The sequence below is a fragment of the Cohnella endophytica genome (genome assembly GCF_003628305.1).
GTDB classification, from domain to species: Bacteria; Bacillota; Bacilli; order Paenibacillales; family Paenibacillaceae; genus Cohnella; species Cohnella endophytica.
Window position 1 is genome coordinate 26,986 of the sequence record NZ_RBZM01000013.1, and the last position, 22,812, is coordinate 49,797.

General features: G+C 52.7%; 9 protein-coding genes. All 9 read right to left on the reverse strand.

Features of this window, described 5'->3' with window-relative positions:
* Window positions 1–12 precede the first annotated feature (12 nt).
* Entirely contained in the window at window positions 13–1,881 is a 1,869-nt protein-coding gene (locus tag D7Z26_RS24650; RefSeq protein WP_158602431.1) for a sensor histidine kinase, read from the reverse strand.
* A 310-nt stretch (window positions 1,882–2,191) separates the two neighbouring features.
* Window positions 2,192–6,070 (reverse strand): S-layer homology domain-containing protein, encoded by a 3,879-nt coding sequence (locus D7Z26_RS24655; protein ID WP_120979702.1) that lies wholly within the window; start codon window positions 6,068–6,070, stop codon window positions 2,192–2,194.
* 159 nt (window positions 6,071–6,229) lie between these two features.
* Window positions 6,230–6,427 carry a hypothetical protein gene (locus D7Z26_RS24660; protein WP_120979703.1) on the reverse strand — a complete coding sequence of 66 codons (198 nt, stop codon included), beginning with the start codon at window positions 6,425–6,427 and terminating at the stop codon, window positions 6,230–6,232.
* A 48-nt stretch (window positions 6,428–6,475) separates the two neighbouring features.
* A complete protein-coding gene (gene rbsK, locus D7Z26_RS24665) occupies window positions 6,476–7,381 on the reverse strand; it encodes a ribokinase (protein WP_120979704.1) in 906 nt (301 codons plus the stop codon).
* Window positions 7,382–7,462: 81 nt separating this feature from the next.
* Window positions 7,463–12,583: an InlB B-repeat-containing protein gene (locus tag D7Z26_RS24670; protein WP_120979705.1), complete on the reverse strand. Its 5,121-nt coding sequence runs from the start codon at window positions 12,581–12,583 to the stop codon at window positions 7,463–7,465.
* A 243-nt stretch (window positions 12,584–12,826) separates the two neighbouring features.
* Window positions 12,827–14,692 carry an S-layer homology domain-containing protein gene (locus D7Z26_RS24675; RefSeq protein ID WP_158602432.1) on the reverse strand — a complete coding sequence of 622 codons (1,866 nt, stop codon included), beginning with the start codon at window positions 14,690–14,692 and terminating at the stop codon, window positions 12,827–12,829.
* 53 nt (window positions 14,693–14,745) lie between these two features.
* Complete coding sequence (locus D7Z26_RS24680) at window positions 14,746–18,243, reverse strand: Ig-like domain-containing protein (RefSeq protein WP_120979707.1); 3,498 nt, start codon at window positions 18,241–18,243, stop codon at window positions 14,746–14,748.
* Between the two features lie 158 nt (window positions 18,244–18,401).
* A complete protein-coding gene (locus D7Z26_RS24685) occupies window positions 18,402–19,535 on the reverse strand; it encodes a response regulator (RefSeq protein ID WP_120979708.1) in 1,134 nt (377 codons plus the stop codon).
* Entirely contained in the window at window positions 19,532–22,654 is a 3,123-nt protein-coding gene (locus D7Z26_RS24690) for a hybrid sensor histidine kinase/response regulator (RefSeq protein ID WP_158602433.1), read from the reverse strand. Before D7Z26_RS24690 ends, D7Z26_RS24685 begins: the two co-directional genes overlap by 4 nt.
* Window positions 22,655–22,812 lie beyond the last annotated feature (158 nt).

Sequence of the window (22,812 nt, forward strand, 5' to 3'; positions counted from 1 at the left end):
TTCGCACAACGTTTATTTTCCTTCGCCAACGACAGGCAACGTGAAATAAAACCGACTTCCTTTCCCCTTCTCACTCTCTACCCAAATCTCGCCGCCGTGCCGTTCAACAATTTCCTTGGCAATCGCAAGACCAAGTCCGCTACCTTGAGCGTTGCCTTCCTTATAGTGTCGTCGGAATATGTGCGTCGCCTGCTCTGCTCCGATTCCATAACCGGTATCTCCAACCATAATGCAGACCGAATTGCTCTCTAGCGAAGCCTGCAAAGTGATCGTGCCGTCCGGCGGCGTAAACTTGCAAGCATTGTCGACCAAATTGGAAAGCACCCTCTTGATCAGATAAGGCTCCATCCAGACATCTGCGTCCGCAGCGAATGGTGAAATCGCGAGCGTGCATCTCCGTCCGGTATATTCGATGTCTGCCGCCAGTTCCTTGCCTATCCCCTCAAACCAATCATAGAAAATGACCATCCGCAGATCTTCGCTTCCCGAAGCAACCTCGCTGTGGCTCAAAGCCAAAAAATCGTCGATAAACCGGTTAATATCAAGAACCTTATCATGAACATTTCTCAGAATTCGTTCATGATGCTCCGGTCTCGTTTCGAACTTCTGGATCAGGGCTTCAATGCCGCTCTGTACATAAGAGAGCGGGCTACGAACATCGTGCGAAATATTTTGCAGCATTTGCGAGCGGAATGTTTCCGAAACCATCAGCTCATCGTTGCTGCGCTTCAAGCTTTCCGTCCGTTCCTCCACCGTTCTCTTCAAGTTTACATTCCAATCGGAGAGCGTCTGTACCAGCTCTTGCTGCGCGTTTTCTTCCTTTTTGCGCATTTGATTCATGAGCGCATACATCAAAATCGCGATAAATACAAAGTCGCCGAGCAAACCGAACTGCGAGGCGAAACGAGTGAATACATTGTTGGGCAGCAGGCCGTAAAGCAACAGCGCTTTAGGAACGATAGCTACTAATACGACCGGTATTTTGGGAATCGCAAGATAGAAGGCGATACGATCCCCTTTTCTCGCACATAGAACGACAATGACAACCGACAACAATAAACTGACATACTTGAACCAAAATACATATTGCGCCAAACCGAGCGGATACAAAAATAGGATGCCCAAACAAAGGATCGGGCAGGTTACGTTCAAGAATCGGCAAATCCACATAGCCGTGGGCGAGTTACTGCGGGGAAACAATATTTTTGCTAAAAACAAGCTACCCGACCAGCGACCGAGAATGTAAAAGAAATCATATACAGCGGACGGACTATGCCATATTCCCTCTCCTAACCCCTGCCCTGTCAATCGACTCGTACCGAACATGGGCAACGTAAACCCGTTCCAGATTAACATCACGATACAGAAGATCACGACATTAAGCATATAGTAGAAATAGGCTCTATTGCGAGTATACAAATAGAGCACGATTAGGAACATCGCAATAACCAGCATCATCCCGTAATAGATCCCATAGAACAGCAACTCGTTGGACATCTTGTTGTACACGGTCGATTGCGCCGCTAAACGAAGCGGAATGATCATCGAACCATACGTCTCAAAACGCATATAAATCGTAGTTTCGTGTCCTTGCGGCAAGGTAATCTCATAGGAAGGATAAAGTCGGTGTTCGGTGATCAGCGGCTCCGACGGATACATATCGATTTTATCCATTAGAGAATTGATCACGGTGAGTTCCCATTTCTCGTTGGATGAATCATTTTTAAGGGTGAAGCGGACCCAATATGCGGATAACGAATATCCGAAAGAGGATTTACCTCTAGCCGGTTGAAACAGCTGCTGCAACGCCGGTGATTGCAAATCCTCAATGGACCATTGTCTCTGCGCGTCTTCCAATATTTCCATTTGAGCGTTAATCAAATAACTGCCTTCGTTATCTGCAATTGAAAGTTCTGCTCTCCCTGTGGTTCCCGCAGCGCTGACGGCGGGAGAGAACCCTAACGCGCAGCAAATAGATATCAGGATCATGAGACTCAGAATTCGCATGACAATTCCCTCTCTGATAGCGCTATAATTACTTTGAATTTTAGCAATAATTCGTGTATTTACAACCCCCCTCCCCGTTCACTTCCTTATAGAATGAAGCTGCTGAATGATTTCTTCAGCAGCTTCTTTGCAATTCTATCAAATATCGGGGACGAGCGCGGTTTGGATACCCGCCATTCTCCTCCTAGTTAATTAGATTTAGATTCCGCAACATCCGATACAAAAACGAAGCGCTCTGGGCACGGTCCGCCTTCATGCCGGGTGCCAGTTGACCGTCCGCCGCACCGTTCGTCATCCCTGACTTAATCGCTACGGCCATCGCTTCTTTCGCCCATCCTGGAATGTTGCCATGATCGGCATAGGGGGAGAGAATGTCGTCGATTTCCGCCGGGGATACGGTTTCCTTCCACAATCCGCTCGAACGCATGGCGTTATAGATCATTTGAAACATTTCCGCTCTGCTGATCTCCGCATTCGGTTTAAAGCTTCCATCGGAGTAACCGCTGATCAGATGCGCCTTCACCGCAGCCCCGACGGATCGCGCGAACCAATCGTTAGCCTTCACGTCCGAAAAGCCTTGCGGGTTATCGCGATCGGGTATGACGCCGAGCGCTCGCGTCAGCATCGCGACGAACTCGGCGCGCGTCACCGTTCTCGTCGGCTTAAAGCTCCCGTCCTCGTAACCGTTCAGCACGAATTTGGAAGACAGCGCAAGAATGGCTTCTTTCGCGTAACTGGTCTCGATGTCGGGGAACGTTTTGCTATTTTCGACCACGGCGTATACCGCGTTATTTTTCCCATAGATCCGCGCCTGCAGATTGCCGTTCGAATCTTTCGTAAATACGGCCGGTACGGGAACGTATTTGCCCGTTAACGGATCGACCATCACGCCGGCCAGATGACTAAACGAGACATGGCTTAATGAACTCGGCACGGTTAAGAAGTGCGTCGTATACGAATCAAACCGATCGAGGGGATGATCGGATCCGTTCTTCTCGATGAAGTTCATTTTATAATCTATCGGCGTCGTAACGGACGATGCTCCTAATTGAAGCAAGAGCGCGTCGTTGGCCATACTCTTCTTCGACATGCGAAGCTTTACATGAGCGCCGGTTAACGATACGCCGAATTTTTCGAGCGATTTTTGAACGGTGCCGGCAGGGAAATGAAAGGCCGTAAACTTCGACTGAATCACCAGTACCGTATTCGGGTTTCTGTCCAGAAGCTTACGGAAAAGCTCCGCTTCGAAAACAAGCTCGAAATCGTCCCATCCGTCTGATGGAATTTGCAATATCACTTGATCGCCAACGGGAGACAGACGATCCAGCGCTTCCAGAATCGCGCTCGAAGCGATGTCGGCTTGCGAAACCTTGCGCCCGCCGGAATCGGTAACCGTTGTCGTCGGGATGACGGAAAGGCTACCGTCGCTATTCTGTTGCAACGGTGAGGTTTGCGAGCCTCCGCCGGTACCGCCGCCCGCGTGTCCGCCCATGCCCGAATCGGGTGAATAAGGCTTGATCTCAACAGGGGCAGCATAGGGAACCAATTGGTGATTGGAATTCAAATAGCCCAATAATTGTCCCATCGCGTTTGCCACGCCGATCATGTACTGGTTGGCATACGACGGGGAGTTGTAGTTATCCAACAGCAGGAAATCGGACAAGTCATAAGAGTATGCGGCAGCTCCGGTTGCCGGGATCTCCGCGATTCTAAGGTCGTTGTGTTCATTATTACCGTAAATCGTCCGGAAGTCGGGCATTAACACATAGCTTGCTATCCCCGACTCGCTGGTTGCCGCACTCCACTTGAGGATACCGCTCAGATTGTTTCCAGTGGAATCCGTGCTTTGCATCGAAGCATCCAGCGGTTGCATGGCATCGTTCCAAAGACTAGCGAAAACCGGAGTGATATGCTCGGATGTCCCGTCAAAGGTGTATAAACGAATCCCAATGGCTCCGGCTGGAATATCGTTTTCGTTTTCGGTTTCAGATTCTGGTACATCGAAGTAATAATTCGTCCATTCCGTATGATGCGGCGTTTCGCCAATCATATCGCCCAGCTTATTCCCTTGGCCATCTTCGAAATAAAAACGATAGTCCTGCGTCTGCGAAGGTGTAGATGAGGGATACCAATAGAAAGAGCCGCCAATTTTCCCAGACGGCGTATCACGATCTGGCCGATAAATGAAATCAGTCGGCTGCGTATCGGAAACGATCTGAAGCGTATGGGAAACCCTGCTGCCGAATACGAAAACCGCGTCCTTAACAATCGACTTCTCTATCTCACCGCTTATGCCGTTTATAATGCTTACATGATAAAGACCAGGGTACAATTGAGGGAATTCAGCAACTCCATCCGTCGAAGTGACGGCCGTCATCTTATTGCTAAAATCATTATCGGACGTCACCGTGACCGTAATCCCGGCAACGGGAGCACTGTAAACGGAACCGGAGTTCGAAGCGGATGGATCAGTCGATGTTGACGTGTTCCATTCCTTCACCGGCACGGATAACGTCACGGTACCCGGAATGACCGTATATCCCGCGCCGTTATAATCGTAGGTTACGGATTCCGAAACGGAATGGTCACCCGTATATCCCGTATGGATCTTTACGATGTACGTCCCGGGCCGCAAGTGACCATACAGCGTATGCGTTACGCCGGTAACGCCATATGGCGAGTCGTATCTGAAGGTTGATTCGCTCAGGCTTGCGGCGCTTCCTCCAAGCGGAATCACGTCGAAATAGATCTTATCGAAGTTCGACAAAGCAGGGATATCGTACGTAAACTTTAATTGATCATTATCAACAACTTGGATAGAAACGTTCCTCAATGGCTTTGGCCCTGCATCGTAAGATGACGCCAAAGGAATCATAGGCAACGGGATACGCGCCACATCGAAATTGTAGCCCACACCTAATTGACCATACATGTGCGTATTATTATCGTAGTTCGACCCGCTTGCAACGACAGTGCTATCCTGATTGATGAAGAAGGAATTGTTAACACCCGCATATGCAGCTTTTACGTTGGATACGGTCGTGATTTTCGTGAATGCGGTCGTTTGCCAATAGATTTGAGGATCCCCTAATTGTCCTCGCGAGGTATTTCCCGTGCCCCAAACAGAGCCATCGTTCATGAGCGCAAGCACGTGGGCCCCGCCGACGCTTAAAGATTTCACGCTCTTGCCGTTCAAAGATGTCACCTGGACAGGCGTATAGGAATCTATCGTGTTCCCAGTACCCAATTGACCGCCGCTGTTTCGCCCCCAGGCAAAGACACCTCCGCTCGCGATGGCGTATGCGAATGCCGCATTCGGGTTAGAAGCAATCGCGGTTGCCCCGTTCACGCCGTCGACAACTGCGGCAACGAAAGTCGATTCACCGCGCTGAAAATTTATCAGACCCCATTGATATACGGTTCCGTCATTCTTCAAAGCATAGGATGCCAGATTGCCCTTGGCGATTTGTTTAATGCCGGTCAATACCGTGCCATTCTCGTCCGTCACAACCGGCGAAGGCGTAAGACTAAACGAGACTCCCGTTCCTTGCCCCAGCTCTCCCGGAAAATAATTGCTGCCCCATGTCAGCACTTTCCCATCGGCCGTTAACGCCATAGCCATCGTTTGGCCTGCCGCGATCTGTTGGATGCCGCTTAGGCCATTCACTAATGTAGGGGTACCGTTGGAGATGTTATTAGGATTGGGGGACAACGTCCCCCATTCCCACACATTGCCTTGGCTATCTAGAGCCAAGGCGTAATTCGGTCCCGCGGCAATATCCGCGATCTTCGGCGAGCCGCTAATCGTAACCTGGACCGGATAGGGACGATCGGCAGAATCGCCGGTACCCAGCTGATTATGGTCATTTTTTCCCCATGTCCACACCGCTCCTTCGGCATCTAGAGCAACCGCAAAGCTCTCCGCCGACACGACTTTAACCGGATGAGCTCCCGCAGGGCTTATCTGCGAAGCATCCGTTGTCGCGAACGAGACCGTAGGAGAAAGAAATAATGATAGCATCATCGTAATCGATGCCACAATCCGCAATGATTTTAACTTCATAAGAACTCTCCATTCCTAGTATTTAATTCAAAAGTCTATAAGAGCGCTCTCCCAAAATTCTCACAAAATACCGGACGAAGTTCCGCTGTAGAAGCATGCCGAGGAAATGCAAAAATCCACAACCTCTTGCGGTTGTGGATTCATATTCGGAGTTACATCTTAATCGTTCTCTCTGATAAGAAGATTGCGGTACGGATATTTGCCGAACGGGTACTTGAATAATAACGCGAATCCGGAACCTTCGATCGAAACCGATTTTAACGCCGGCGTCCTTACGCACGAGCGGATCATTCGGGATACGGCTTTCGTTCCGTCTTCGCTTGGGCGGGTTTTCGCGGCAGATTCGGATCCCGCCATCTCCCCGACGCAAAAAAGCCGACCAAATGAGGTCGGCTTTATACTTAATTAATTGATAAATGGCACAATCTCTTCCCGTCTAGGAATCGAGATTTGCGCTCCTTCTCGGGTCACGGCGATAGCGGCCGCTGCCGACGCGAATCGAAGCGCCTGGGAGGTAGGAACGCCCGAAGCGAACTCCGTGGCGAAAGCACCGATGAACGTATCGCCGGCGGCGGTCGTATCTACCGGCTCGACGCGGAAGGCAGGCGACCAGATCTCGTCTTCTCCGCGCGACACCCACAGGGAGCCTTGGCTACCCATTGTGACAAGCACGTTGTCGACGCCACGCCCGATTAAACTCGCCGCCGCGGCACGAGCATCGGCCGTTTCCCTGACGGGCTGCCCGCTGAGCGTTTCCAACTCCGTTTCATTCACGGCCAGAATCGGGATCAGCGGGAACGCGTCTTCTTCCATTTGCATGGCAGGCGCGGCATTCATGATGACGGGAATGCCCCGTCTTCGGGCAATTTCCAGCACATGCCGATTCACCTTCCATGGAATTTCGTTCTGCAGCATGATCAGGTCCGCTTCTCCCCAGATCCATTCCGGAATATCGGAAGGCGACAGCCCGCCGTTAGCCCCGGCCGCCAAGACGATATGATTCTCGGCATGCGCGTCCACGGTAATGAATGCCGTACCCGTGTCGCCCTCGGTCGGAAGAACCGTATCGGTCCGAATGCCGTCGGCCTGAAGCGCGCCTATTAGCGATTCTCCGTACGAATCGGAACCCACGGCTCCGATCATCCGGACGGAACCGCCGCTACGCGCTGCAGCTACGGCCTGGTTAGCTCCTTTCCCTCCGGGAAAGAGCTTCCGGGACAAGCTTTGGACCGTCTCTCCCGGCTTCGGAAGGGCGGAAACCTGATAGACGATATCCATATTCAAGCTTCCAATAGAGAATACGTTAGCCATAATCTTCACCTGATCCTTAAAATTGTACGCTCCCGACCAGTAACACGTTGGGATCGGATGATTAACCCTTCGTTTATGGCTTTAATTGCTCTGTTGCGCCAACATTCTCAGCAGGACCGTTATGGCTTCTGCTCTTGTTGTTCGACCATTAGGATCGAAAACGTTCGTGCCTTTACCTTCTATTATACCAAGTTTCTTTATTGCTGCCGCCGCGCCTTTCGCCCATGACGGGATATTCTTGTCGTCCGCAAAATCGGTTGCGTTATTCGATTCGATAGACAGCTTGAGCGCACTCGCAACCATCACCGCCATCTCTGCGCGCGTAATTTCCGCATTCGGTCTGAAAGTGCCGTCCCGATAACCGTGAATAATGCCCGCTTGCACCGCTTGCGCGACCGCTTTCTGCGCCCAGGCACCGATCTTCGCCGTATCCGCGAAAGTCAGTTCCGCTCCTTCCGTTTGCGGCTTCAACGCATTCATCAGCATCACTGCGAATTCAGCGCGCGTCACCGTAGATCCCGGTTTAAACGTTCCGTTCGGATACCCGGTAACGATCCCATCGCTTACCGCCTGTTTGATTTTCGCCTCCGCCCAATGTCCGGAAATATCGGTAAAGTCAGTCGGGACCGCGGAATTTCCCGGCACCTCTTGGGTAGATTCAACGGCCAGCACGGCATACTTCGTAAAGTGATCGACGTCTACCGTAATGAAACTTCCGTTTACTTTGCCCCCGACTTTCACCCAAACCTTCTTTATTTCGTCATAATAGAAGACCGCCGCACGTTGGTTGCTCTTCAGGCTTGCCGGATCGAATGCGAGCGTGAGCGTTACCGGCTTGCTGAAATTTTCCGAGAAATTTTTCAGAATCTCATAGACGGGACTAGCGAGAACGGCGCCATTCAAAACCAGATTCTGCGTATTCGTCACTTGTTCGATCGTTATTTTCAGTTCTTTGGCCGAAGCTCCGGCCGGAATCGTCACCGTAACGGCATCTCCCAAGCGAACTTCGCCCTCCCGCCCGACAGGAAGCGTGAGTTGGCCGTCCGCGGCGATTACTTTGTCGCTATTCGGCATTCCGCCTCCACCGCCGCCGCTATTACCGGATGCGCGTTTCACGATTACCGTATAGCTCTTCATCGTGCCATCCCTCGCCGTCACTTCGACGGTAACCGGGTTATCGCCTATCTCAAGATCGATGACATCGCTTGATTGGCCGTTAACGACCGATTTCCCGTTTACGGTTATCGTCGCGCGAAGATCGGATGCCGTCGCCGTTGCGGTAAGGCTCGATACGCCATTCGCCACATTGGAAACGTAGTCCGTTCTCTCAGACTTGAAAACGGGACTTAACGTGCCGCTGGACAACAGGAGTCCGTCTAAGTCGGCGTTGTTGCCCGATACGCGATTCACGGTTATCGTATACGTATTTACCGTGCCGTCTTGGGCGGTTACCGCAATGCGAATCGGAGTAGGACCAAAGTTCAATTCCGAAGCCCGATAGGAATATACCCCTCCCGTTTCCGATTGATACGCGGCTCCCGTTACCGAGATCGCCTGGCTGGAATCCGCTATTGTAAGGCTTAAGCTTATTTCGGTTTCGGTATAATCCAACTCCAGGCTGTAATTCAAAATCGACTGCGAGAACGTCGGCGATAATTGCCCCTGATCTACGGACAAGTCTGCCAACATCGCATTGCTGCTTAGCCATTGCGCGTATAACGTCAGATCGCCCGAGACCATGGAGAACGTACTTCCCGCGGCGTAGCTTGTCCCGCTCCCGTCGTTCGCGGTGTTCCAGCCTGCGAACGCGTAACCCGTCTTCTTAAGATTTCCGGCGTTGCCCGGCACGGTGACTCTCGTGTTGTAATCGTGGCTACTGACGCTTGGCACGTTGCCGGACTCGGCGCCGTTGCCATTATAGCCGATCGAATAGCTGTTAGCTATCCACTGCGCGTACAGCGTCGCTCCCCCCGCATCGATCTTGAACGTCGCCGTTCCGTCCGCCGCGTAACTCGTTCCGCTGCCGTCCGGCGCCGTATTCCATCCTCCGAACGTATAGCCTGTTTTCTCCAGGTCGCCCGTATTGCCCATTACGATAACGTTCGTGTTGTAATCGTAGCGGTTGCCGTCTATCGGAGCGATGCCGGAATCAGCCTCGTTTCCGTTATACGCCACGGTGTAGCTGTTGATCGTCCACTGCGCGTATAGCGCCACATCTCCGGCACCCATCGTAAACGTCGCGGCTCCATCCGCCGCGTAGCTCGTTCCGCTGCCATCCGATGCCGTGTTCCAGCCCGCCAACGTGTAACCCTTCTTCACCAGGTTCCCCGTATTGCCCTTAACGGTGACGCTCGTGTTGTAATCGTATCTGTTGCTGTCAGTCGGAGCATTGCCAGAATCAGCGTCGGATCCCCTATACTCCAAGGTGTAGCTATTGACCGTCCATTGCGCATATAACGTCACATGGTCGGCCCCTATCGTAAACGTAGCGGCTCCGTCCGCCGCATAGCTTGTTCCTTTGCCATCCGAAGCCGTGTTCCAGCCCGTGAACGTGTAACCCGTCTTCGCCAGATTTCCCGTATTGCCCATTACGTTAACGCTCGTGTCGTAAACGTGATTGATACTGTCGCTCGGAGCGCTTCCGGACGTAGCTCCGTTTCCGTGATAAGTTACCGAGTAACGGTTGATCGTCCACATTGCATATAGCTTGGCATCGGACGCTCCCATTTCAAACGTATCTCCGACATCGTATCTTGTTCCGCTCCCGTCGGCCTCCGTGTTCCATCCCGCGAACGAATAGCCTGTTAATGTCAGGTCTCCGGTGTTGTTCGGCACGGCGACGCTCGAACGGTAGTCGTGGCTGCCGCTTGCCGGAACACTGCCTCCGTCGCTGCCATTGCCGTCGTAAGTAACCACGTAGCGGTTAACCGACCACGCCGCATACAGCGTGACGTCCGCCGCGCCGATGGTAAACGCGTCATCCTCTTTGTAACTCGTTCCTTTTCCATCCGCTTCCGTGTTCCATCCCGCGAATGTATGGCCTGTTTTTTCCAGATTTCCTGCATTACCCTGCACGACGACGGAACTACCGAACTCCTGGCTGCCGCCGGCTGGCACGCTGCCCCCCGTGTTCCCGTTGCCGTTATAGATAACTCGGTAGCTATTAATGATCCACTTCGCGTACAGCTTGAAGTCGGTTGCGCCGATCGGCGTTGTGAACGAGTATGGAATAAGCAAATTAATATCCGCATGCCAACCGCCGAACGTATAGCCCGTCCTCGACGGATCGCTTGGCGCGCTGACCGCTTGACCGAAGTCCACGGTCTGGCTGCTTACGTTCGAACCGCCTTTGCTATCGAAGCTCACGGTATAGCTGTTCGCCGTCCATTGCGCGTACAATGTCACGTCCGCCGCGCCGATCGTGAAATTCGCCGTTCCGTTCGCCGCGTAGCTCGTTCCGCTGCCGTCCGCCTTCGTATTCCATCCCGCGAACGTATAGCCTGTACGGGCGAGATTTCCGGAGTTTCCGGACACCGTGATGCTCGTATTGTAGACAGGGTTGCCTGCAGCCGGCGCGCTGCCGGCGTCATTGCCGTTACCGTTGTAAGTAACCGCGTAGCTTTTGATCTTCCACTTCGCGTATAGCGCAATGTCGGAATCGCCGATCGGAGTCCCGAACGCATAAGGCGTTTGCAAATTTTCGTCCGCGTACCAGCCGTCGAACGTATGTCCCAATCTCGCAGGATCGCTAGGCCGCACTACCGCGCCGCCATAGCTAACGATCTGCGCGCCTATTGCCGAACCGCCGTTACTAATGAAGCTAACGCTATATTTGTTGATGTCCCACTTCGCATATAGCGTCGCGTCTGCTTTATCGAACGTATACGAAGTTCCCGGCAAGTAGCTCGTTCCGCTTCCGTCCGCTTTCGTGTTCCACCCCGCGAACGTATGGCCCGTCTTCAACAAGCTCCCCGTATTATTCATTACCGTCGCGCTAGTGCGATTGTCGTATACGCCGCCGTCTACCGGAACCGTTCCGCCCGTGCTGTTGTTGGCCGCGTAAGTAATGTTGTAGCGGATAACCAACTTCGCTACCGATAACTTACTGGCTGACGTTGCTACGTAGAGCGTACCGTCATAAGCATCCAACGACGGGGAGGATGATAGATTGAAATCGACGCCAACCTTTTCCCAACCGCTCTCGTTCGGTCTTTTGACGACAACCTTGCTTTGATCATAGTAGGCGACATAAGGAACGCCATCGAGTACATACACTGATGTTGCAGAGATACTGCTATTCCAAAATGGACCGTTGCCAACCGTCACCCAGCTTCCTGACTCCGCATCGAGTTTCTTCATGACAGAATAGAAATTGGGAATAGCCATATAGTAATAGGCTACATACGGGGTACCATGGTCCACGTATAACGATAAATAGTTTGCGCTCGTGCTGCCCGAGAACGTGTCGTTCCCTACCTGTGTCCAACCGTTAGCGTCATCGTACTTCATCACCGTGCCCTTCCATGAATTTGCACCGTCCGTATAGGCGACATAAGGGGTCCCACCGTCTATATACAGCGATACGTTCCCTGCCGATGCCGGCGAAACCGCGGCGCCGCCTACCGTTTCCCAACTGCCGTTATTTAATTTCTTTACCGTTGCTCTGCCGGAATTCGCGCCGTCCGAATAGGCGACATAAATCGTGCCGTTATCGATTTTGAGCGATACGTAATCCGCGGCACCGCCGGAAAAAAAGTCGCCGCCTACTGTTTCCCAATCGCCGCCATTTTGGCACGTCAACACTCTGCCTTTCTTGTTGCTCTGCGACTCGCCATCCTGAAACGCGAAATAAGGAATGCCTTGATCGACATCCAACGAGGGATAGGCGGAATTTCTCGTTCCATACTTCATGTTGCATGGCGATTCCCAACTGCCGCTGGCGCTATTATACTTTTTTACCATGGCCTTGTTGGCGGAACCTCCGTTATCTATGTAACCTACATAAGGAGTGCCGCCTTTTACGCTAAGCGATGTACCGACGGCCATACCATCCGAAAAGTTGGCGTTTCCAACCGTCTCCCAACTGTATACCGACGCTTCGGCACGATTTCCGCCATCGGCAAGCAGTCCCAGAAAGACTGCAATTGCCGCGATCAGGATCGTCGGCTTTGTCATCCATCCTTTTTTCCATATTCCCTTCATTCCTAAACCTCCCAATTGAATGCAACTCCGATTCTAGCATCCGTTTTTCTCGGCATGTTTCTCGTCAGCTCGACTTGATCAACCTTTAATTTACATGGGCTAACTTTAGGTAAACTGAAAAGAAAGCGCTTCATGTGAGGTTGTTGAGATATTCACGACGAAAACGCAAAGAAAACGACTCTCCCATGACTGGAAAAGCCGTTTCTTATTCCAAACGATCATTCAATTTGTCGATCAAAAGTTTTATGAATTGATTAATTGCGCCTGAACCAACATCCTTCTGATCATAACGGCCGACTCCGCTCGCGTTATCTGCTGAGCTGGCAACAGCTTATTGTCCGTGCCTTGAGTGATGCCCATTTCGATTGCGGATGCGACACCCGTACGCGCCCAATCACCGATGCCGGCGTGGTCCGTAAATCTTTCAAGCAACTTATCCGTCTCGTCTGCCGTTGCTGGCTTCAGATTGGCAATCGCGGCAGCCCTGCTCAGGAGGACCATCGCTTCTGCCCGGGAAACTTTGGCGTTCGGACGAAACGTTCCGTTCGGATAACCTTCGATCAAACCGTAAGAAGCCGCAGTAACGACATCATCCCGGAACCAATCGTGATCGCCGACGTCCGCGAAGCGAATCCGCGCCCCCTCTTTCCCTTCGTGCAAACCGAGAGCTCGAACCAGAACCGCGGTTAATTCAGCGCGCGATATCGTCCGATCCGGTGCGAATGTCTCATCAGTTATTCCTTGAATAACGAGTCGCGATGCCAGGTCGTTAATTTCATTGCGCGCCCAATGCGACTTCGTATCGGCGAACGTTTTCGGATTCCAGACCACCGTATAGGTACTGTTAGTGAGACTGTTGATTAAAGCGTAATAATGTCCGTTGATTTGCGTTATCTTCGTCGGAACATGAACCAGTTTACCTTTTTCGTTTAGAACGACGCCGGTTGTAATTCGGCTGGGATCAATATCGTTCGGCAAAGCGACAGCGCGTTCCACATAACGATTGAACTGGCTAACTTCAGTGGACTGCCCGTTATAACTTGCCGTTATTCGGAACTCGACCGGAGGGACGATCACGTTCATGCCGCCGCTTGCAGCCGCACTGTCTACAAGCAACGTTCGATCAGGCTCGGTCCCTGCGATGATAATGCTGATCTTGATATCCTGAAGCGGAATTTGTTTGCCGAACGCCGAGGCGACAGCGTCGATGTTGATCTGGTCGGCAGACAGCGTATAGTTGGCGCGGCTCGTTCGAACTGCCACCGTTGCCCCCTGGTTCTCCATCGCTTTAACCAGCTTGCCGTTCAACTCGCCTATGACCGCCGCGTTTGATTCGTCAACGGGAAGCAACAACGTCTTCAACCGGTTGTCGTTCAGCTGCTGCATCACCTTGTCCTCGTCGACATGAATCGTAATTACCGTCCGGTCGTTCACTTTCGTTCTGGTCATCGTCGCCGAGTCAGGTTGCTCCTGGCCGTTGACGATGACTTTCACCTTGCTCGACTCGTCAGGCGCAGGGGCGGTAGAGGGCCCCGCGGCAGGCGATACCGTTACTTTGCCTTCCGTGACTTGCACGTTCAGTTTGTGCATGTCCGCATCGGTAAACGTCAGGTTCGAAATATCGCTTCTGTCAACCGACAGCGCCTTTGCGCCGGTCGACGAACTGCCTTTCACCTTCGCCCGAATCTTAAACAGCTCGCGCGCGGCTGCAATCGGCCGGTCGCCTCCGGTTGCATCCGCCCAGATCGCGCGAATCCAACCTTCCTCGTTGTTGACTGCCGAACGAAAACAGCCTTCCTCGGCGACGGCGCAATCTTCCCCACCGCTCCCATAGCTTGGCGAGACGCTTAGGGCTTCCAACGCCGACTTATCAAAATTGATCTGTATTCCATAGGACCCGATACCGGGCACCGGTTGTCCGATGGACACCGGAATCTGTATCTCCTGACCGATTAGGGCGGAAACATTGCCGATCGTCACTTGCAGTGGTTCGTCGGACCTGGCCGATGCCTTCGGAATCGAGGGAAGCGCAAGCGAGATAAGCAGTAGGATTACAAGCGCAAGACGAAAACGAATAGTAGTTGGGACGAGCTTTCTCTTCATAAGCATCATTTAAAGCCTCCGTTCTTGAATCGTAAATGAATCCTGGCTGAAATCGGGCTTTATGGCGTATGGTTGCCGATTTTATTAAACGTGTTAACAGGGTATACATCCCACTGTAAGGGTTCGTAAATCTTGGAACCGCCGGCGATGCCCGATTTGCGGACGAGCGTTCCGCCGCTCGCCAGGAAACTTCCCGGACCGGTGGCGTTCGGATCTCCGACGACATCGACGACCTGCGATCCTTTTTTGAGCACAAGCGCCTTGAGGTATACATTCGCCGGATAATCGTAAAAGACGTCGGCATTATTAACATATGGATAGCCAGTTGAAGAAAAGTCTGCGGGTTTCGTCACATCCATAAAATCATCAAAGGCTCTATCGATAATAATATACGGCACCGTCCGAAATATAGGGTGGCCTGATCCGATATTGATTTCAGCAACAACCATTTTTGAGGTTGCCGTATTGTACTGATAAACGAACAGCGAATAAGTATCGGCAGGTGCCGGGTTGGGCGAAGCTGCCGTCGGATAGTACAGCTCTATGGCAACCTGATGGGAGCCCGAACCGCGCAGAAACTCCGAGATGAACATATCCGGCGCAGGCGCCGCGATTTTAAAATTCCAGACCGTCTTGTCCGTAATTGCCGCGTTGCCCGCATCGTTTGCCGTGAAAGCTCCCGCATCTACCAGCACGTAATACTCCAGATTGCCGACGAAAGGATTGTGCTGAATCGTTACCGTGCCGCCGCTGACCGAAACTTTCGTCGTATCGTTTGCCATAATGGTTTCAAACACGCTGTCATTCGCTTTTTTGTATATCGTAATGGCTTTGCCGGCTGCAGCCGTCACGTTCTTGTCGAATACGAGGGTCAGATTAGCGGCATCGCCAACATCGACGGCATTGTTGGCAGGCGTTGTTCCCGTTATATTCGGGGTCGGTTTCGCTTCCGCCGTAATGGTCATCGTATTCGATGTAAGCGTCTTGCCGCTTGTCAGCGCCGACGGCAGAGCGGTCACGGAAAAGTCCGTGATCGACGTATCGAAATCCGTGCCGTCGAAGTCAAACAACACAAAGGCTGTATTCGGGTTCATAGTTCCGACCAAATCGATCTCAAGCCCCTGCGGCGCATGATTTAACCGGAAGTCTTGCTCCTTGATGTCGCTTGAGAAGGTATCGCCCGTAATGTCGAGAATCAAATAGGCGCCGGTCCCCAAATTGCTTTCTACCAGCGGTACGCCCGGCGTAGCGCTCAATACTCTGGAATCCAACGACTCGAAGCTCCATGCCGCACCGCCTGTCATGCCGGCAAAACCGTTGCCCGCCGCGTCTTTTAACGCGCCGCTTTCGATCTCGACGTAATAGCGCTGCAGCTCTGCAAATGCGCTGTGCTGGATCGTCAGAACGCCGCCGCTCACCGTCACTTCGGAGTCGGTGCCTAGCGTATACGTGGCGAATGCCGAGTTGTCCGACGCATCGCGGATCGTCACCGCTTTGCCGTTGACCGCAATTACCGGTTCGTTAAACGTCACGCTCAGATCAGCCGTCTTGGAAACTCCGGTAGCGTTGTTCGCTGGCGTCGTAGAGGAAACGAACGGTGCGATCGTATCTTCCGTCGCGAAGCTCCAACCCGTCGATCCGTTGAGTCCGGCGAAGTCATTGCCCGCCGCATCCTTGAACGCTCCGGCGTCGATTTCCACGTAGAAGCTTGCCCCGTCCTCCAGATTCGGACTCTTCAGCGTCACCGTTGCGCCGCTAATGACGACTTCATTCGCGTCATTCGCGGCATAAGTCTTCAGAATGCTGTTATCGGTTGCGCGGCGAATGAGAATCGTTTTGCCGGCGACCGCCACTACGGGCTTGGAGAAGGTAACCGTCAGATCGTCCGACCGATTTACGCCGGTCCCGCCATTATCCGGCGTCGTCGAATCGACCGTCGGCGCGGTCAGATCGGGCACCGTAAACGTCCACGCCGCATTGCCGCTTAAACCTGCAAAAGAGTTGCCGCTGACATCCTCGAAAGCTCCGCTTTCGATTTCAATATAGTACGAGCTTTTCTCGTCCAGACCCGGATTCTGAATGGTCACGGTCGTGCCCGCTACGATTACCTTGGAGTTGTCGTTCGCTTCATATGAAGCTTTCACGCTGTCATCGGCTTTGTCACGAATGGATAACCATTTGCCTGCGACCGCAACGACAGGCTTATTAAACGTCAAACTGAAATCTGCCGTCTTGTCGACGGTCATCCCCTGGTTGACAGGAGTTGTCGATATTGCGACCGGCGCCGCAACGTCCTTCGTCATGAAGCTCCAAGAGGACTCGAGGTTAAGACCGGCGAACTCGTTGCCCGCCAAATCCAGGAACGCTCCGGCATCGATCTCCACATAATAGGAGGTCTCTCCGTCCAGCCCCGGATTCAGGAAGACGACGGTCCGACCGCTAATCGTCACGTTAGTCGTATCATTGGCGGCATACGTCCTCACCGCGACGTTATCCGCCGAGCGGCGAACGATGATCGATTTTCCGTCGGCAGCTTCAACCGGCTCGCTAAAAGTCGCCGAAAGCGAAGCGTTCAAATCCACTTTCGCCGCACCGGCTGCAGGTATAGTCGATGCCAATACCGGAGGAGTCGTATCCAGGACTAGGCTACCGGTGGCTGCCACCACGGCAGAGCCCGCGGCGCCTTTCGCATCGACCGGAGTAACGGCGAAAAATAAATATTGACCCACATCCGCATCTTGAACCGTATATTGGTTGCCAGTCGCCCCGGCAATCGTCGTTTTGCCGATGCCGTCCGCTTGCGAACCGCGATACCATTGATAAGCGGAGTTGCTTTCGGCATCGTTCTCGGGATCAAGATAACGATAAGTTCCCGTCAGAGCTTGTCCGGTCTGAATGGTTCCCGAAATGGCGGCCTGTTCGGCGACCGGAGCATCATTGACGTCGGACAACGAGACGAGGAATTTCACGCCTCCGGTTACTGGCGTTTTGCCGACGTAGCTGTTCATTAGCAGAATCGCGTCCGCGGACGTGATCTGGCCGTCGCGGTTGATGTCGAGCCGATTTTTCTCCTCGTCGGTCGTCGTAAGCTTCGAGTTTACGACTTTATTAATATAAAGCACGTCTGCCGAGGTAAGCACCCCATCGCCGTCCGTATCGCCGAGAAGCGTCACTTTCATCTGGAGATGGTCGGTGAGTGCCGACGAGGATGCTTCCGTTCCGGTTATAGCCAAACGCGTCGTTCCCGTTGACTTCACCTGAACGCGAACCGTGCCGTCAGCCGCGGAAGCTACGGCAATAGACGGGTTATCCGTCGTAGCCGTAACGTTTACCGAACCGGTCAACTGCGGATAATGATTTCCTGCTTCGAACGAGAAGGAATCCAACGCAACGGCAATCGGCGCGGCAATCCATCCTACGTTGCTCATGACCGGCGGTGCTATCCCATTAGGAAGCGGGGTCGCTCGAGCCACAGGCGGAAAGGCAAGCGCGATGGCGAGCAGCAGCGCGAATCCGGCGCTGCGTCTCTTACGTAGACGAGTTAATGTTTTAATCATAGTACCGTCCCTTTCTTATCATGATGCTTAAACATGAATATTTTTTCGACAAAATCATACATCTTACGACATTATAGTCCGTGCGATGTTGCAAAAATGTGACAAAAAGAAAAGGAACCCGATCCACAGGATCACAGGTTCCTTCGAAAACGATTAGGTCAATCGGTCAAATCATGAAGTAAAGCAGTAAGCGCTTCTCCCGGCTCCGTGCCCAACTCCGATTTCAAAAGTTTTGCATATGCTTCATAATAAGCGGCCGCCCGTTTCCGACCTCCAAGCTGATGATGGAGTTTCAACGCCGCCGCCCGAAGGGAATCGTTATAAGGATCATGGCCAACTAACATTTCCGCCAAATGCAGCGCTTTGAGAGGTTCAGTCTTCGCGTACTCGTAAAACGAAAGCAGCTTGCCTCCAAGATGAAGAAAATATTGACGATACCGGTCCCGGTAAGGCTCGCACCATACGCCGCTGAATTCCTGCAGAAACGGCTCATTGCAACGATAGATGAGCTGCTCGGCGCGAATCAAGTTTTCCGGGCCGATCTCGACGGATTCAAGGGCGAAACGCTCCAATTGATCGGCGTCTGCAACGAGCGCACCATCGGATATTGTCAACCTATATCCGTTTCTGATTGACACTAACGCCACGTCCGACCGGAGATCCCTCAACGTCTTATTGAGCCGGCTGATCGTGCTTCGCAGATTGATGTCCGCCTTCTCCATATTTTTCTCGTTCCAAAGCGCCTCGAATAACTGCCATTTGCTTACTTCCTTAGCTCCTTGCTGCAGGAGCATGTAAGCAAAAAGCTCCGCGCATTTGGACGTCACCCAGCGCACCGGTTCGGGATCATCGCCTGCATATACGGAGAGTTTGCCAAAAAGAGAGGCCGACAATTGTCGGTTAACGATCTTTCCTGCAACCCCCGAGCGATCTTTGCGTCTTTTTCCCACCCGTTCCAGCGAACGCCGCAAATCCTCTTCCATCACCGGCTTCAGCAAATAGTCGAGCGCATTCACCCGGAACGCGTCGATAGCGTATTGATTGTAAGCGGTAATGAACACGACCTCCATGTCGAGCTTGTCCGCATATACCCGCTCCGCAATCTCCAGTCCGCTTAGCTCCGGCATTTCGATATCCAGAAACAACACATCGGGCTTCAACGCTACCGCCATTCCGAGCGCCTCGTGTGGGTTCACGCAACATCCCAGCACCTGCACACCGGCATGGACCAGCATTCTATCGATTTGCTCCGCAACCAACGATTCGTCGTCTACGATAATGGCTCTCATCATCCTGTTTCACTCGCCTCTCCGTCAGGGTCTACGGCCGCTCGCGAGCGGGAAGGAATCAGGAAGGCGACTGTCGTGCCCTTGTCCTGAGTGCTCTCGATCCGTAAGCCTTGTCCGAATTCGTTCATCAGCCGCTTATGTACGTTGATCAGGCCGATGCTTCCATCCAGCCTCTCCGGTTTCACAATTCGATTCAATTGCTCCGCGGACATGCCGACCCCATCGTCCTGAACGGCAATCCGCAAGCCCTGCGGCTCCAACTTCGCCCGGATGACCACCGTGCCTCCCGACATTCGCTTCATTACGCCGTGGCGAATCGCATTTTCGACCAAAGGCTGCACGATCAACGCCGGAATCAGCGTCTCCGTCCGGACATCCACCTCCCATTCCACATTCAGTCGCGCGCCGAAACGGGCTTTCTCCAGTTCGATGTAGGATTTGGTGAGAGACAACTCGCGATTCAGACTGACCTTGGCATGACGGGGATCAAGATCAAAGCTGAGCCGTAAATAGTTGCTGAACTCGCCCAGCAGTTTGCCTGCCCGCGCTCCATCGCTGTAGCATAACGAGATAATGCCGCTTAAGGCGTTGTAGACAAAATGCGGCTTGATCTGCGATTGCAGAAACAGCGTCTCCATGCGTATGGCCTGCTCGACCGCTTCCCTCAATTGCAGCAACGTCTGCACCCGGGCCAGCAATTCCTTGCCGCTGAACGGCTTCACCAGAAAATCGTTGGCTCCCGCCTCGAGACCCATCGCGATATCCGCCGGCGAGTTGCGTACCGTCAGCAGCAAAACGGGGAGCTCGTATAACGGGTTCTCCTCACGAATACGCCTGCACACTTCATACCCGGAGAGTTCGGGCATCATCACATCGAGCAGAACAAGCGACAGTTCGCCGCGATGTTGCTGGATCAGCTTGAGCGCGTCCGCTCCATTGTACGCCACGAGAACGTGATAGCGACTGGACGCAAACAACTCCTGCAGCACCTTGATGTTGGAGGGATCGTCATCCACCAGCAAAATCTTCACCTCGCCGGATCGATCCGCCGCATGCGGCGACGCCTCTTCCGTCGTCGATGAGCTTGCCCCGGGCGACAACCGCGGCTCCAGACCGGCAGCGGCTTCCGCCTGGGCGACCCCCTGTTCCCTCTGCGTTGCCATCGCCTCCGGCAGTCGCAGCTCGAACACGGTTCCCCTTCCCGGCTCCGACCGTTTCAATTCCAGATCGCCGCCCATTTGCAACGCAAGCGCCTTCGATATTTTCAGCCCCAGACCGGAAGATTGAAACGCCGAATCCGTCGGCTCTCCGCCGCCTTCGTACAGATTGCCTTCGAAAAGCCCCCGTTGCCGCTCCTCGCTCATCCCGGCGCCGGTGTCCGCAAACGTCAGACGCAACCCGTCTTCTTGCGACTCTGCTGCAACCGCCACGCTTCCCCGTTCCGTAAATTTCAAGGCATTGCCGACCAGGTTCACGAGAACTTGTTTTAGCCGGTTCTCATCGGTGAACAGATAAAAGGTTCCCGGAGGCACCTGATTGACCAACAGCACCTGATCGTTCCTGCGCAAAAATTGCAGCGCTTCGAGCGTAGCCTGCACCGTGCCGCTGACATCGAACAACCGGTTGTGGAACATCAGGCTTCCGCGCCTCAAGCTCTGAAAATCGATAATATCGTTCACCAGCGTAGACAGGCGGGTCGCCTGGGAAATAATGAATTTCAGATTCTCTCGATGCCGCTGCCCCATCTCTTCTCCGCTCTGATCGATGACCACCTGAGCGAGATTAATAATGCCGTGAAGCGGCGTCTTGAACTCGTGGGACGTGTGGACGAGAAACTCGTCTTTCTGGCGATCGTGGGCAATGAGTTGCTCGGCCAATCGCTCGTTCCGCAATAACACCTCGCGAGCCCTGTCCGACATGAGGAACGATTGCGATAGAACGAGAAGCAGCGGCGTTACGACCATCGAATAAGGATTGTCCAACGCCAACTGATAACGCGTCTGGGCATACACCCAACTAATGATAAGGAAAAATAAACCCAACAAAATATAGTAAACTTGAACCCCGCCATTCCGATAACGGAATATCCAGCGAATAATGAAGGCGAACGCGGTGATTTGCAGAACGATCCCGAGCCAAAGAATATCGACTAAATATTCGTTCGGAATCCCAATCAATAAGGCCAGACATACATAAAAAACCCGGCTCAGCCACTTATATTCCAAGTTCCCCTTAGGGTCCAGGTACAGATAGACATAGAAGGCAAACGAAAAGATGGAAACGTAAGGAAGGATAAAGAGCATTTTCTGCAAGAGTAGGAAGGACATCGCCGGGAACAGGGTTGCCATGACGATTTCGTTGTCGAAGCTGAAAAACAACCCTAATGACAAGCAGAACAAACTGAAAAAGGCGAGATAAGGCTCCTTCTCCCATTGCTTGAACATACCCGCGAAATAAAACCCGAATACCAGCATCGTGGTAATGACGATCATATCCGCCAGACGGGCATTATCGCGCCTGGCCAATACATCCGCCGTTAAACCGAATTCCGGCGTTTGCACCAATCCGCCTTCCAGATAGCGGTAGCTGGCTATCTGAATGATGATGTCGATGGTGTCGGTATCCGCTTTGACCGTACCGAAAAACGGAAGATTGCTAGGTACGAATCCATCCGCCGACAAATCCGGTTTTCCGGTACCGCCGAGGTCCGATCCGTTAATATAGATGTGGCTGGACATCCGCATTTTTTTGCCTCTAAGGCTATAAAAATCCGGATCGCCAACCTCTATTCGCAGACGGTACGTACCCGCACCAAATCCGCTACCGGAGGAAACGACATCCTTCCAGCCTCCAGGAACACGAACGATTATACGCTCCGCTTCCAGTGCCTTGCCATTGGCGTTGAAATCTTGCGGAGTCAGCAGCTTGTTCTCGTAAAATTCCCATTCTCCCCGCAACGGTACAATCCCTTGCTTCGCAAAATTCCATTGTCTGGCGTCCAATACCCCGCCTCGTGCTTCCGGGTACTGAACCGTAGGATTTAGCCATCCATAGATGAATAACGATGTAACGATGGTGAAGATAACACTCATGCCGATTAGTAGCGTCAATTGTTTTCTCATTGTACCCGTTTCCCGCTCCGTCTTCATATCCTCACCCGGCAATCTATCGTTTATAACTATATTCGTCAAAATTAGACTGACTAATTATAACTGTATTAAGCGCAAGGCGTAAATTGCCTGACCTAGCGGACCATTCGCGTACAGATATCATATAGACG

Excerpts from the sequence above, each read along its gene's own strand:
- D7Z26_RS24655 (WP_120979702.1), bottom strand. The coding sequence starts at position 6,070 with ATGAAGTTAAAATCATTGCGGATTGTGGCATCGATTACGATGATGCTA.
- D7Z26_RS24660 (WP_120979703.1), bottom strand. The coding sequence starts at position 6,427 with ATGGCGGGATCCGAATCTGCCGCGAAAACCCGCCCAAGCGAAGACGGA.
- rbsK (WP_120979704.1), bottom strand. The coding sequence starts at position 7,381 with ATGGCTAACGTATTCTCTATTGGAAGCTTGAATATGGATATCGTCTAT.
- D7Z26_RS24670 (WP_120979705.1), bottom strand. The coding sequence starts at position 12,583 with ATGAAGGGAATATGGAAAAAAGGATGGATGACAAAGCCGACGATCCTG.
- D7Z26_RS24675 (WP_158602432.1), bottom strand. The coding sequence starts at position 14,692 with ATGCTTATGAAGAGAAAGCTCGTCCCAACTACTATTCGTTTTCGTCTT.
- D7Z26_RS24680 (WP_120979707.1), bottom strand. The coding sequence starts at position 18,243 with ATGATTAAAACATTAACTCGTCTACGTAAGAGACGCAGCGCCGGATTC.
- D7Z26_RS24685 (WP_120979708.1), bottom strand. The coding sequence starts at position 19,535 with ATGATGAGAGCCATTATCGTAGACGACGAATCGTTGGTTGCGGAGCAA.
- D7Z26_RS24690 (WP_158602433.1), bottom strand. The coding sequence starts at position 22,654 with ATGAGAAAACAATTGACGCTACTAATCGGCATGAGTGTTATCTTCACC.